Source organism: Nostoc sp. S13, assembly GCF_029379315.1.
Taxonomy (GTDB): domain Bacteria; phylum Cyanobacteriota; class Cyanobacteriia; order Cyanobacteriales; family Nostocaceae; genus Nostoc.
In genome coordinates this window covers 1-11,842 of the sequence record NZ_JAQYWQ010000160.1, presented here as the reverse complement: position 1 = coordinate 11,842, position 11,842 = coordinate 1, and the positions used below count along the sequence as shown (strand labels likewise).

Below are 11,842 nucleotides of genomic sequence, written 5' to 3'. Positions count from 1 at the left end.
ATGCCCAATGCCCAATGCCCAATGCCCAATGCCCAATGCCCAATGCCCAATGCCCTCTTTTCTTAAAGACTTAATACCCGTGGTGAATGCGCTACTCTTGTACTATGGTTTAGAGTAGAGTTAGCAATTAAGCTAAATAAAACTGCCAATGGTGTTTAATCCTGACTTTTTGAATGACAACTCTGAGGAACACCCTAATCAACTTCTTTCCGACCACTCTGAGGAATACCCTAATCAGTTACTCAAATATCTACAGCATCAGTCTCCTGATGTTTTAGCTAGGGTTGCTCAGTCCGCCAGCCCCGAAATTAAACAAATCATCTCGCAAAATGTCCAAGGGCTAGTGGGAATGCTCCCCGCAGAAAATTTCAACGTGCAAATCACAACAGATCGGGAGAACTTAGCTGGGCTTCTAGCGTCGGCCATGATGACGGGGTATTTTCTACGCCAGATGGAACAAAGAATGCAGTTAGAGCATTTATCTAATGGTCAATAATCAATAGTCAGTAGTCAAACATTCTAGGACTATTGACTATTGACTACTTTCTTTCAGGATAAGCTCCTAATTGCACTTTGAAGGTTTGAATTTTATCATTGCGGTTGACTTCGATCGCTAATATATCCCCAACTTTGCTGAACTCTACCAACTTCTGTACTTGGGCTGAAGTTTTGACGGGTTTACTATTAACTTTTTGAATCACGTCTCCAGGAAGAAGTCCTACTTGCTTGGCTGGAGAATTGTCTGTAACTCCTCTAATGACAATCCCAGCTTCCTGCTGAATGTTCAGCTGATTTTCTTGATTAATTTGCTGTTTTCTGATCGGAGAAAGGTCTGCCATTTCAATACCTAAGAAGGGATGATCGACATGCCCTTTGGTAAAAAGTTCATTGGCGACGCGGGCGGCGGTTTCAATGGGGATGGCGAAACCGAGTCCTTGAGCATCAGCGCGGATGGCAGTGTTAATACCAATCACTTCGCCTTGGGCGTTTAACAAGGGGCCACCAGAATTACCAGGGTTAATTGCGGCATCAGTTTGGATAAAGCTGACTCGCTTATCTGGGACACCAACTTGAGCGCTGGTGCGATCGGTAGCGCTGATGATGCCAATAGTGACAGTATTATCTAAACCTAGAGGATTGCCAATAGCGATCGCCCACTGTCCCGGCACCAAGTCTTGCGAATTGCCCAGCTTCGCAGTCGGTAAATTATTTGCTTTTATTTTCACTACCGCTACATCTGTCACAGTATCAACTCCTACCACCTTCCCCTCTAGACTCCGGCCATCCTTGAGGGTAACTTGTACTGTATCTGTATCTGCTACCACATGAGCATTGGTGAGTAATTCTCCATCTTCGCTCAAAATAAATCCCGATCCTGTACCGCGCTCAATGCGTTCTTGGGGAATTGGTTCCTCATCCTCTCCAAAGAATCGCCGCAAGAGGGGATTTTTCAAAGCGTCAGAGATTGGATTGGCAACTTTGCGGGTGGCATTAATTCGCACCACAGCCGGGCCAACTTTTTGCACTGCCGTCGCAATAAAATTCAAATTATCGCCCCCAGTAGCCCCAATCGTTCCGTTAGGAGAATTCGGAACTACGGATTCTGAAGGCGAAGCCATTGTTACATTTTTTAACTGTTGGAACGGGGAATATTGTGGCAGGAGATAGCGACTGCCAAACAAACCTGCACCACCGCCAATCACCAGTAAAAACACATAAACCGCCAGTTGCTTTAAAGATAACTTCATAATCGTTTTGCTTAAGGACAGCAATGCAGTTGCTAATTTCTAAGTGTAGTCAAGCTAACGGCAAGTGGACAGATAAATTTACTAGAAATTGGGGATTGGGCATTGGGCATTGGGCAATTCAATTTTGGATTTTGGTGAAGCAGCGCGGGAACAGGGGGTTTCCCCCATGAGCGACTGCACCAACCCGTTCGCGTAGCGTCTCCCCTTGGGAGAAGGGATTGACGATTATCTAAAATTCTTACTCCCTCATCTCCCTCATCTCCCCCACTCCCCACTCCCCACTCTTCCCAACTAAAATCTAAAGTTAATGCGCTCTTGACGTTTATACATGACTTTACCTTTTCGTCAACTGTTTCTATGTAGCTTAGTTAGCGCCTTGGGCCTAGTAAGCATACTGCCAAACACCAACAGCGCCAACGCTGCTGTCAGTGGTTGCCCAATTCCAGCCTTATCTCGCTTCCAACGCCATAAAGTTGTTCGTGGCGAAACTTTGGAGAACATAGCGCAGCGCTACAATCTCATACCTACAACTATTATTGGCATGAATCCAGCTTTGCAGAACGGTGCGATCGCTGCGGCGGGTTCCACCTACGTAGCCGTTGGTAGTGTACTTCAAATTCCTCCCTACAATGGGGTTGTAGTCGAAGTGCCTCGCGGTGAAACTTGGCGACAAGTAGCGGCAAAATACAAAGTTCGTGCTGATAGCCTTTTTGAAGTGAATGGCTGCCAACAAGACCCCAGAATTGTGTTTGTTCCGGGGGTAAATTGGTCGCCCAATGGTGTTGTAACTAAGTCTCCTTTACCTACTGATGCAGGTACGCCAAACCGTGCATCCTTGTCTGGATATCCTTTGGCACAAGTAGCAACTATCGGATTAGCTTACGGCTGGCAAATTAATCCGGCGACAGGTGAAGTTTTCTTCCATAGTGGTGTTGACTTATTAGCACCAGTTGGTAGTGATGTGCTAGCGATCGCATCTGGAACCGTAGCCTTTGCGAATGATCAAGGTACTTATGGCAAGTTGGTCATTATCAATCACAGTGGCGGACTCCAAAGCCGTTATGCTCAACTTGAGAGTATCAAAGTTACTGTCGGACAGCAAGTGAAAAAAGGAGACATATTAGGAACTGTAGGTACTAGTGGACAACCAAGTTCCACTCAACCGCATCTCCATTTTGAAGTACGTTCTAGCTCATCTCTGGGTTGGGTAGCGGAAGATCCAAAGGGTTATTTGAAAAAATGAGTGAATAGAGAAGAAACTGAATTACCAATGCCCAATGCCCAATGCCCAATGCCCTATGCCCAATTCCCAAATTCGCTAGATTTTACGATGTGCATTCCTGCTTCTGCAAACCTTGTAAATGCTCCATCTGCCTGTTCTGTGTAGTCCACAACACCGGGAACGACAACGGGAGAAGTGCAATCTTCTAGCAGATAGATTTTTTGAGCAAGGGTAGCATCTACCTGTTTAATTTCTGTTAATAAATCGTCGATTGTCCAGGCAACACAGTGACTTTTAGCTTGACCACCAATAATTACTGCATCAAATTTTAAAAGTTGCTGAATCAAGCTGGCGTTCTTTTGAGCAAGTGGACGTTTCTCAAAATCTTCCAATACTTCTGGACGCAAGATTGAATAATTTTCTGTTAAGGGATTTTCACCTTTAATCTCAAATTGTGTTTGACTCTGACGAGCAATGCAGTGAAAAAATATCGCTTCTTCTACCGATGGAACTAAAGCATGACCAATACCACCCAACATAGAATGATAAGGCCAAACAATGAGAGGATATTTACCGTCCTGACTTAGTTGCTTAACGTAATGATAAGCGTGTTTTTCTAATAATTCGTAATCCCCATTAGTAACACTATCAGCAACTGCTGGGTTAACTTTCCAGATACCTTGTTCAATATCTGCTGAGGTAATGTTAGTCGCTGCTGGGGTGGGATGTTCTCCGGCGGCGTTCACCCAAAAGAGCGGATGGAAGATTTGCGTTGCTGTGTGGGTATCTAAAGTAGGTATAATTTTTGTAATTACTCCCAAGTTGCGATAGATAAAATCACATAATCTAACGTTATCATCCACCGCCGCAGTACCGGATTTTCCACCTACAAATAATTCAAATCCAGGAATGCAGAAGGTGTTTTGGACATCAATTAATAGTAAGCAAATGCTGGTTTTATCTAAAGATGCAGGTTTGATATCGTGTTGTTTTGCCCAGATTTCAGCTTCGGCGGCACGTTCTTGATAAAGTACGCGCCAGACTTCGCCGACGTGATCGGGGTTATAGTGTCGAGGAATAGATAGTTGGGGTGTTATTTGGGTGTTCATAATTACAGTCGCTTTTATTCTGTAATAACATCTATAATTTAAATCCCCAAATTTTATTAAGAACGTGAATTAAATAAAATGCAAAACTTCATCCTCTCTGTAACTTCCCTCTCCTTTATAAGGTGAGAGATTGAGGCTGAGGTAAGCCAGGGACATAAATTGTATCTTATTTAATTCTTATTCCTAAGTCTAGCGTTACCTTAGTAAACATCATCATGAGAACCTAAGGTCAACAAAGAAATTACTAATTCCCCAGAATCGGGATGAAGAACAAACTCAAATAGAATACGATTGTTATAGTCTACCGAACAAGCCCATGTACCCAATAAATCCCCTTTAAGTTTATGAGTACGCAAGCTAGAATAAAACGGATCTTCAGCAAGTTGTTGTAATTTTTGCTCAACTACAGAGCGTAATTGTGGGTTTCGACGGGCTAAACCCTTAAAATCTCGAATAAATCTTGCACTCCAAAGCAGTTGTATCAATCATCCAACTCCGCCATTAAATCAGCAACAGTTCCACTACGTACTTCCCCTTTAGCATAGGCTTCACGAGCTTCTGCAACCGCCTTTAATAAGTCATCCCGTCGCTGTTGTTTGAGGCGCTTTTGGATAATATCTACAAGAATAGCCTGAGCTTCTGGATCTAATGCTTCTACCGCTTCTATGGCTTTCTGGAATGTAGATGTTTTTTCTAGCATGGGCGTCAAAGAACTTAGTGATAAATCTAATTTAGCTGGTAATGGCAAATGTTTGTATAATACCTGCGGTACTCTGAGTTGATCACTACCAACGAATACTGTGTTATTAACATTCACCTAATTGTCGTAGTAACCAATAAATGAAAGTGTAGTATTAGTGTTACATTTAAAATATAAGTAGGTAGGCAAAATAAAACTAATATATATTTCTTTTCTAAAAACGGTCAAATAAGGAATTTGTAAGGTATCTACCGAATTTACATTTCGTTACATACATGGAAATTTCCTCGCCTACTTACTTACAAGAAAGTTTTTACTACAATATTCCCCGGCCTTCTTTACCGTGCAAAAATGCAGCAATTTGTGCGGCTGACTTCAATTTAACAAGCTGCTGACATCCCAAATGCGGACATTGTAGGTAAAACATATCTATAACAACAAGGGTTCCCTAAAGCCTAAGAGGATTGTTACTTTCTCCATTTTTTTTTCGACCTAACCGTTCAAAAAAGCCCTAGCTGTGGCAATCTGGGAAACAGAGATTTATCAAATCTGATATTTTAGCTACAGCAAATTTACCTGATAGGGTTATGCAAACTCTGCCGACTCTTACAACTTCTAACACCACAGTAGATCAACCCACCTTTGATACAACTATCAAGCGGCGTAAAACCCGTCCTGTAAAAGTGGGAAATGTCACCATTGGCGGCAGCTACCCCGTTGTGGTGCAGTCAATGATTAACGAAGACACTCTTGATATTGATGGTTCCGTGGCTGGTATTCGTCGTCTGCACGAAATTGGCTGCGAAATTGTCCGCGTCACAGTGCCAAGTATGGCTCATGCTAAAGCTTTAGCAGAAATTAAACAAAAATTAATAAAAACTTACCAAGACGTGCCAATTGTGGCTGATGTCCATCACAATGGGCTGAAAATTGCTGTGGAAGTCGCCAAGCACATAGAAAAAGTGCGAATTAATCCGGGCTTGTATGTCTTTGAAAAGCCAAACATCAATCGAACTGAGTATACTAAAACCGAATTTGACGAAATTGGCGATAAAATCCGCGAAACCCTACAACCTCTGGTAGTTTCTTTGCGCGACCAAGGTAAATCGATGCGAATTGGGGTAAATCACGGTTCCCTTGCTGAAAGGATGCTATTTACCTACGGTGATACCCCCGAAGGAATGGTGGAATCTGCCATAGAATTCATTCGCATCTGTGAATCCTTGGATTTCCGCAATTTGGTTATTTCCATGAAAGCTTCACGAGTACCAGTGATGCTAGCCGCCTATCGCCTGATAGCCAAGCGCATGGATGAACTGGGTATGGATTATCCGCTACATTTAGGCGTTACGGAAGCTGGTGATGGCGAATATGGGCGAATTAAATCCACGGCTGGTATTGCTACCTTACTTGCTGATGGCATTGGCGATACAATTCGCGTGTCACTTACAGAAGCACCAGAAAAAGAAATTCCCGTCTGCTACAGTATTCTCCAAGCTTTGGGATTGCGAAAAACGATGGTGGAATACGTCGCCTGTCCTTCCTGTGGACGCACTTTGTTTAACCTAGAGGAAGTGCTGCACAAAGTTCGGGAAGCCACTAAACACTTAACTGGTCTTGACGTAGCAGTTATGGGTTGCATTGTCAATGGCCCCGGAGAAATGGCAGATGCTGACTATGGTTATGTTGGCAAAACACCTGGTTACATTTCTTTGTATCGTGGCAGAGAGGAAATTAAAAAAGTCCCAGAAGATAAAGGTGTAGAGGAATTAATTGCCCTGATTAAGGCAGATGAACGCTGGGTAGAACCATAAAGGGACTAAGGGAGTGAGGAGTGGGGAGTAGAGAGTAGGGGAGTAGAGAGTAGGGGAGTAGGGGATGAGGGAGATGAGGGAGTAAAAATTTTAGATTTTAGATTAAAGAATTGAAATTTAATCCAAAATTGAATTGCCCAATGCCCAATGCCCAATGCCCAATGCCCAATGCCCCACTCCCCACTCCGCCAAATTGTCAAGTATTTTGTTTAAATTAGGAATACATACTCGGTCTGTACAGTGGTAGCCTGTGTTAGATTGAGCATACTGAATATATATTTTTCCTCTGACCCAGCTGTCATTATGGTGATTACAAAAAGTAGGCTTGTTTTGGGTGCTACGGCAGTGACACTCGCCACGATCGCTGTTACTAGCCTTGGCATTCACTCCCGAGGCCAGGCTTTATTTAAAGCAAGTCCCAAAGAATTAGTAGATGAAGTTTGGCAAATTATTCAGCGCCAATATGTAGACGGTACTTTTAATCAGGTGGATTGGCAGGGTGTTCGTAAGGAGTACTTGAGCAAGTCCTACAGTAATCCAGAGGATGCGTATAAGTCCATTCGGGAAATGCTCAAAAAGCTACAAGACCCATACACCCGGTTTATGAACCCAGAGGAATTTAAGAATATGCAAGTGGACACCTCTGGAGAACTAACAGGTATTGGGATCACGATTAGTCAGGATGAAAAAACGAAGCAACTGGTTGTAATTGCGCCAATCGAAGATACACCAGCCTTTAAAGCTGGTGTTTTGGCGAAAGATATCATCGTCAAAATCAACGGCAAAGATACTAAGGGGATGGATACCAATCAGGCAGTATCCTTGATTAGGGGTGAAGCAGGAACGCAAGTCAGCCTAACAATTGAGCGCGACGGTAAAACAAAACAGTTTGACATCAAACGGGCGCGAATTGAAATCCATCCAGTTAAGTTTTCCCAGAAGCAAACTCCAGTAGGGAATCTTGGCTACATTCGCTTGAACCAGTTCAGCGCCAATGCTGGTAAGGAGATGCAAACTGCGATCAAAAATTTAGAAACCAAACGGGTAGCTGGATATATTCTGGATCTGCGTGGTAATCCAGGCGGCTTACTCTTCTCCAGTGTGGATATTGCCCGGATGTGGATAGATAAAGGTAAGATTGTCTCCACCGTTGAACGCCAAGGAGAGGCAGAAAAGGAAGAGGCAAACGGACGAGCCTTGACAAATAAACCGTTGGTGGTGCTGGTAGATAAAGGTTCAGCCAGTGCAAGTGAAATCCTCTCCGGGGCTTTGCAGGATAATAAGCGTGCTACTTTGGTTGGTACTCAAACCTTTGGTAAGGGACTGGTGCAATCGGTGCGTCCCCTGGAAGATGGTTCAGGATTGGCGGTGACAATTGCTCATTACTATACCCCTAGCGGTAGAGATATCAATCATAAAGGCATTGAGCCAGATGTGAAGGTGGATTTGACCAAAGCGCAGATGGAGGAGTTGTGGCTCCATGAACGTGACAAACTCGCTACCCTAGCAGACCCCCAATTCGCTAAAGCAGTGGAAGTCATAGGTAAACAAATTCCTGCTAAGGGCACGCCTACAGCAGAAAAATGAAGAGTTAGGAATAAAGTTAGGAGTGAATAGTGAGGAGTTAGGAATAAAAAGCATCATTGTCAATTTAAAACTCTGCCAATTTTAGATTTTAGACTTTCCTGCGGAACGATACGCGTAGCTTGCCTCTGTGTTCGCGGAGCGTCTCGTAGAGAAGGAGTACGGCATGAGCGCTCAGTCGAACGCTTTTTCCTTCAATCCAAAATCCAAAATCTAAAATCCAAAATTGAATGACTCCTAACTTAAACTGGTTGGCACTTTCCAGCCCTAATAAGTCCGACACGCCGAGCGATCGCTTCTTCTTGCGAACTAAAAGGCCCCCACTGTTCTATAATCTCTAGATTATCGTCTCCAACTTTCTGGCTGGGGACAATTTCACAATTGCCAGCAGAACGCTTGACAATATACCAAGTTTCTGTATTATTCATGCTTAAAATAAAAAAATTTGTTTTTCACAGTCAGGATTTTACGGCATAAGTAAGTCGGCAAGAAAAAATCAATGTATGTAAACAAATATAAAGTCAACAGAGGATATGTTACGCTTTCAGCTAGCGCACCCTACATTTAAATTTCTTAATTTTGGATAAAGTCGAGCTTAGAGAAAAGATTTTCGCGCGTATACAATGCTTACAGTCGGCTGCGCCTACGCACCGGATCTGATTTGGCTATAGACTAGACCCACGAACCAGTTCCGTACAGTCATAAATTTGCTATTTGCCCTTGGCTATCCACTGACAAATTTTAATAAAAATATAAAGCGTATTTAAATAAGTAGATGAATTCATATATATAATACATATATAATACCTTTGAAATTCAATGGATTGATATGCGTTTACCTATCATTATCAGTGCTGGATTATTGCTATCTTTCAGTCTGAACCTACCAGTAATGTCCAAATCTCCCGTAGAGATAGCACAACAGCCAGCGAGTAATAACTTGAATTTAAAGCGATTAAAATCTAATCGCCATTTGTGGTATCAGCAAAATATTTCCAACTATCGCTATACACTTAGCAATAGTTGCTTTTGTATAGCCGAAGCTAGGGGACCAGTAGTCATTGAAGTACGTAATGGTCAAACAACTTCCATCACTTCTTTAGCTACAGGTAAACCAGTTAATCCAGAATTCTTTCAAAACTATAAAACAATTCCTAAGCTGTTTAATGTGATTCAAGATGCTATCAACCGTCAAGCCTTCAGCCTGAATGTGCAGTACAGTCCTAAACTCGGCTATCCAACCCAAATTAATATCGATTACAACAGTCAGATAGCTGATGAAGAAAAATATCTCACAATTGAAAATTTTCAGAAAATTCAATAGCTGTTGCTGCAAGCAGAAATTTAGATATTAAGGTAAAGTGCCCTTGGAATGACTTAATTACTAAATGTGGAGTGTCTGTAGGTGTACCTCAATTTGTAGTCAGCTAAACTACGAGATGCGATCGCAAAAGTTGGATATCAAAGCTTTCTCTGCTTGATGGGTTGAGCCGGATTACCTGCATAAATAGTCATCGGCTCTAGTGAGCTTCCAGTCACGCCACCTAAAGTCAGTATTGCTCCCCGACCAACTGTAACTCCTGGGCCAATTACCGACTTGGCAGCAATCCAACTACTCTCTTGAATATGGATTGGAGCATCAATCAATTTAAAATTGGGATGATTCCAATCATGATTTCCAGTGCAGAGATAGACCCCTTGAGATAGACAAACATGCTTTTCGATGGTGATAAGAGCAAGGTTATCTATCCACGTATCTTCTCCAATCCAAACAAAATCACCAATGTTTAATCGCCAGGGAAACTTTACCCGCACTCCAGGTTTAATACGGACACCTTGACCGATTTTAGCTCCAAAACTGCGGAGTACCCAAATCTTAAAAGCTGAAAATGGTAGCCAATAACTTTCAACTAAGGGCGAGCCAACAAAATACCAAAAAAGTTGCTTCCAGTATGTTGTGCCTGGAGTATAGTTGCCAATAGTATATTGATCTAGACGCATATGGTGGTAAGCAAGATAGGTTAAACAAGAATTCAATCAGCTAAAAGTCAGAGCGGAAAATGCGGTCTTCTCCCAAGGGGAGACGCTAAAAGCGATAGCGAGTCATCGAGCGTCTGCGGTCTCCCCCTTCGGGTTCGGTAGTCCCTCTTTGTTGGGACAACAAGACCGGGCTACCTCACCAAGAGGAGCAATTTTCCAAGAGAGCGCTGGTTTCCGGCGCTCTCAACTTTTCAAGATAATGATTTTTTATCGCTTGTAAGAAATCCCGGATAGCTCCTGAAACAGTAAATTCGCTAAGGCTTGATTCCCAGCCTCATTTGGGTGTATGCCATCTCGAAATAAGGTTTCCACTTTTTTGCTAGGCAATGTTGACCACTCGGACTGAGCATCAATTAAAGGAACCTGTAAAAACTTTAACTGCTGAATAAATTCCAATTTATATTTAGGTAGATTGTTGGAAGGAACTAAGTTAGAAAGTTCAGGTACGAACAATACAAAAATAGGAATTTTTTGAATACGCACTAGCTGTACTGTGGTTTTTAGGGTCTGCATATTCTGTTGGAACTGGCGATCAGGTTCAACTGATGAAGGAGTTAACGGAAAATCAGAAGGGACAGAGCCAATTTGAAAAATTTTTGATAACCTTGGCCAAGTATACCGAGTCCAAGCTTCTTGAATTGCTAACAGTGGAGGATGAGTAGGAAAATTAGGGTCATTTCCTACAGGCGCGCTAGTACTTGTGGGTTGAGCTAAATCGTTGGTGCCAATTTCAAGAATGACAACATCACTATTAAAAGTACCGAATTCACGTAAATATCCTAAGTGGTTGCCAATTCCCCATGAACCAGCAGAGGCATTAAGGACTTCTGCCGGATGTCTAGCAGTCAATAATTTAGACTTAAAAATCTCAGTAATTATTTGCTGTTGATCAGTAGGACTACCACCATTAAGAATGGAATCACCGATCATCATAATTCTTAGTACTCCCTGGGTCTTTTCTGGATTAATTGGCTCTGAACGCTGGGAGTACTGGTTATATTCTATTCTTTTACCAAAGCGAAATAATTTTTGGTTTGCTTGAAAGCGATAACCTGTATAAGGATCTGCTTGACTTAATACGGGATTACCTAGTCCGAGCAGAAGTCTGAAAAAAATTTCAGTAAATATTATAGCAATTGTTATGTAAATGAGGGTTTTATATTTACGAAAAAATTTCTTCATTAATTTCTACGAACCTCGCTTTCATTCAATTTTTCATATTCAATCAAACGTATTGATAATAAAATTTCGGCTAGCATTCGCTGGAAAGCCTAGTACCAAACTGCCCGTACTGGAATGAAAAGTAGGATTACAAGAATCAACACTACTAGAGGTAAAAGCCTCTTTCTTTTACGTTGGCAACGATAGTATAACGTTTTAATACCGGAACCGTATCTATCGATATAGGATAAATTTTATTTATAAAAGGTCGGATAAATTCGATTAGCAAATGGTGTATAAGGTAAATTCCAAAAGAACATACACCTATGCTTTTAATAACATAGTTTTCTGGGAGTTGATTTGATAATGATATGCCAAAGAGTAAAGATAAATATGCAGCACATATAGGAATCCTATTTGAGTTTTGAACAAGCTCCGTACATCTGAAGAGTGGCAAAGTCAAA

13 protein-coding genes and 1 pseudogene are annotated in these 11,842 nt (G+C 42.0%); 5 read left to right on the top strand and 9 right to left on the bottom strand.

Going from position 1 to position 11,842, the window contains the following annotated elements; all coding sequences use genetic code 11:
* The first annotated feature begins 148 nt into the window (after positions 1-148).
* Positions 149-496: a DUF760 domain-containing protein gene (locus PUQ00_RS29980; protein ID WP_094347414.1), complete on the top strand. Its 348-nt coding sequence runs from the start codon at positions 149-151 to the stop codon at positions 494-496.
* Positions 497-539: 43 nt separating this feature from the next.
* Here the strand turns inward: PUQ00_RS29980 and PUQ00_RS29975 are convergent, their stop codons facing one another.
* Both PUQ00_RS29975 and PUQ00_RS29970 read right to left on the bottom strand, forming a co-directional pair.
* Positions 540-1,748 (bottom strand): HhoA/HhoB/HtrA family serine endopeptidase, encoded by a 1,209-nt coding sequence (locus PUQ00_RS29975; protein WP_300423380.1) that lies wholly within the window; start codon positions 1,746-1,748, stop codon positions 540-542.
* A 32-nt stretch (positions 1,749-1,780) separates the two neighbouring features.
* The gene (locus PUQ00_RS29970; RefSeq protein WP_300423379.1) at positions 1,781-2,023 is read right to left on the bottom strand and encodes a hypothetical protein; all 243 of its coding nucleotides are present in this window, start codon (positions 2,021-2,023) and stop codon (positions 1,781-1,783) included.
* Positions 2,024-2,076: 53 nt separating this feature from the next.
* On the opposite strand from PUQ00_RS29970, the gene PUQ00_RS29965 reads away from it, so the two are divergent.
* On the top strand, positions 2,077-2,991 hold the full coding sequence (locus tag PUQ00_RS29965) for a M23 family metallopeptidase (protein WP_300423377.1): 915 nt from the start codon (positions 2,077-2,079) through the stop codon (positions 2,989-2,991).
* Positions 2,992-3,044: 53 nt separating this feature from the next.
* Here PUQ00_RS29965 and PUQ00_RS29960 read toward each other — a convergent pair whose 3' ends face one another.
* The 3 genes from PUQ00_RS29960 to PUQ00_RS29950 all read right to left on the bottom strand — a co-directional run bounded on the left by PUQ00_RS29960 (position 3,045) and on the right by PUQ00_RS29950 (position 4,896).
* The gene (locus tag PUQ00_RS29960) at positions 3,045-4,079 is read right to left on the bottom strand and encodes an isochorismatase (protein ID WP_300423376.1); all 1,035 of its coding nucleotides are present in this window, start codon (positions 4,077-4,079) and stop codon (positions 3,045-3,047) included.
* Positions 4,080-4,279: 200 nt separating this feature from the next.
* On the bottom strand, positions 4,280-4,564 hold the full coding sequence (locus PUQ00_RS29955; protein WP_300423374.1) for a type II toxin-antitoxin system mRNA interferase toxin, RelE/StbE family: 285 nt from the start codon (positions 4,562-4,564) through the stop codon (positions 4,280-4,282).
* Positions 4,561-4,896, bottom strand: a complete 336-nt coding sequence (locus tag PUQ00_RS29950; protein ID WP_300423372.1) for a hypothetical protein — start codon at positions 4,894-4,896, stop codon at positions 4,561-4,563. The genes PUQ00_RS29955 and PUQ00_RS29950 overlap by 4 nt, the downstream gene beginning before the upstream one ends.
* Before the next feature lie 470 nt (positions 4,897-5,366).
* Here PUQ00_RS29950 and ispG point away from each other — a divergent pair, with 470 nt between their 5' ends.
* Together ispG and ctpC are read left to right on the top strand one after the other, a co-directional pair.
* Complete coding sequence (gene ispG / locus PUQ00_RS29945) at positions 5,367-6,593, top strand: (E)-4-hydroxy-3-methylbut-2-enyl-diphosphate synthase (RefSeq protein WP_300423370.1); 1,227 nt, start codon at positions 5,367-5,369, stop codon at positions 6,591-6,593.
* Between the two features lie 303 nt (positions 6,594-6,896).
* On the top strand, positions 6,897-8,180 hold the full coding sequence (gene ctpC, locus PUQ00_RS29940; RefSeq protein ID WP_300423368.1) for a carboxyl-terminal processing protease CtpC: 1,284 nt from the start codon (positions 6,897-6,899) through the stop codon (positions 8,178-8,180).
* A 239-nt stretch (positions 8,181-8,419) separates the two neighbouring features.
* Here the strand turns inward: ctpC and PUQ00_RS29935 are convergent, their stop codons facing one another.
* Entirely contained in the window at positions 8,420-8,605 is a 186-nt protein-coding gene (locus PUQ00_RS29935) for a DDE transposase family protein (protein WP_300423366.1), read from the bottom strand.
* A gap of 401 nt (positions 8,606-9,006) precedes the next feature.
* Between PUQ00_RS29935 and PUQ00_RS29930 the strand changes: the two genes are divergently transcribed.
* Complete coding sequence (locus PUQ00_RS29930) at positions 9,007-9,501, top strand: DUF6174 domain-containing protein (RefSeq protein ID WP_300423364.1); 495 nt, start codon at positions 9,007-9,009, stop codon at positions 9,499-9,501.
* Between the two features lie 137 nt (positions 9,502-9,638).
* On the opposite strand, the gene PUQ00_RS29925 is transcribed toward PUQ00_RS29930, so the two are convergent.
* The 3 genes and pseudogenes from PUQ00_RS29925 to PUQ00_RS29915 all read right to left on the bottom strand — a co-directional run.
* A complete protein-coding gene (locus PUQ00_RS29925) occupies positions 9,639-10,178 on the bottom strand; it encodes a WcaF family extracellular polysaccharide biosynthesis acetyltransferase (RefSeq protein WP_300423363.1) in 540 nt (179 codons plus the stop codon).
* Between the two features lie 246 nt (positions 10,179-10,424).
* Positions 10,425-11,399, bottom strand: a complete 975-nt coding sequence (locus tag PUQ00_RS29920; protein ID WP_300423362.1) for an SGNH/GDSL hydrolase family protein — start codon at positions 11,397-11,399, stop codon at positions 10,425-10,427.
* A 145-nt stretch (positions 11,400-11,544) separates the two neighbouring features.
* A pseudogene (locus PUQ00_RS29915) lies at positions 11,545-11,842 on the bottom strand (hypothetical protein); the annotation flags it as partial.

Bases quoted from the DNA above. Each gene is read 5' to 3' on its own strand.
- PUQ00_RS29980 (WP_094347414.1), top strand. From the start codon at position 149: ATGGTGTTTAATCCTGACTTTTTGAATGACAACTCTGAGGAACACCCT.
- PUQ00_RS29925 (WP_300423363.1), bottom strand. From the start codon at position 10,178: ATGCGTCTAGATCAATATACTATTGGCAACTATACTCCAGGCACAACA.
- PUQ00_RS29920 (WP_300423362.1), bottom strand. From the start codon at position 11,399: ATGAAGAAATTTTTTCGTAAATATAAAACCCTCATTTACATAACAATT.
- PUQ00_RS29965 (WP_300423377.1), top strand. From the start codon at position 2,077: ATGACTTTACCTTTTCGTCAACTGTTTCTATGTAGCTTAGTTAGCGCC.
- ctpC (WP_300423368.1), top strand. From the start codon at position 6,897: ATGGTGATTACAAAAAGTAGGCTTGTTTTGGGTGCTACGGCAGTGACA.
- PUQ00_RS29930 (WP_300423364.1), top strand. From the start codon at position 9,007: ATGCGTTTACCTATCATTATCAGTGCTGGATTATTGCTATCTTTCAGT.
- ispG (WP_300423370.1), top strand. From the start codon at position 5,367: ATGCAAACTCTGCCGACTCTTACAACTTCTAACACCACAGTAGATCAA.
- PUQ00_RS29960 (WP_300423376.1), bottom strand. From the start codon at position 4,079: ATGAACACCCAAATAACACCCCAACTATCTATTCCTCGACACTATAAC.
- PUQ00_RS29935 (WP_300423366.1), bottom strand. From the start codon at position 8,605: ATGAATAATACAGAAACTTGGTATATTGTCAAGCGTTCTGCTGGCAAT.
- PUQ00_RS29975 (WP_300423380.1), bottom strand. From the start codon at position 1,748: ATGAAGTTATCTTTAAAGCAACTGGCGGTTTATGTGTTTTTACTGGTG.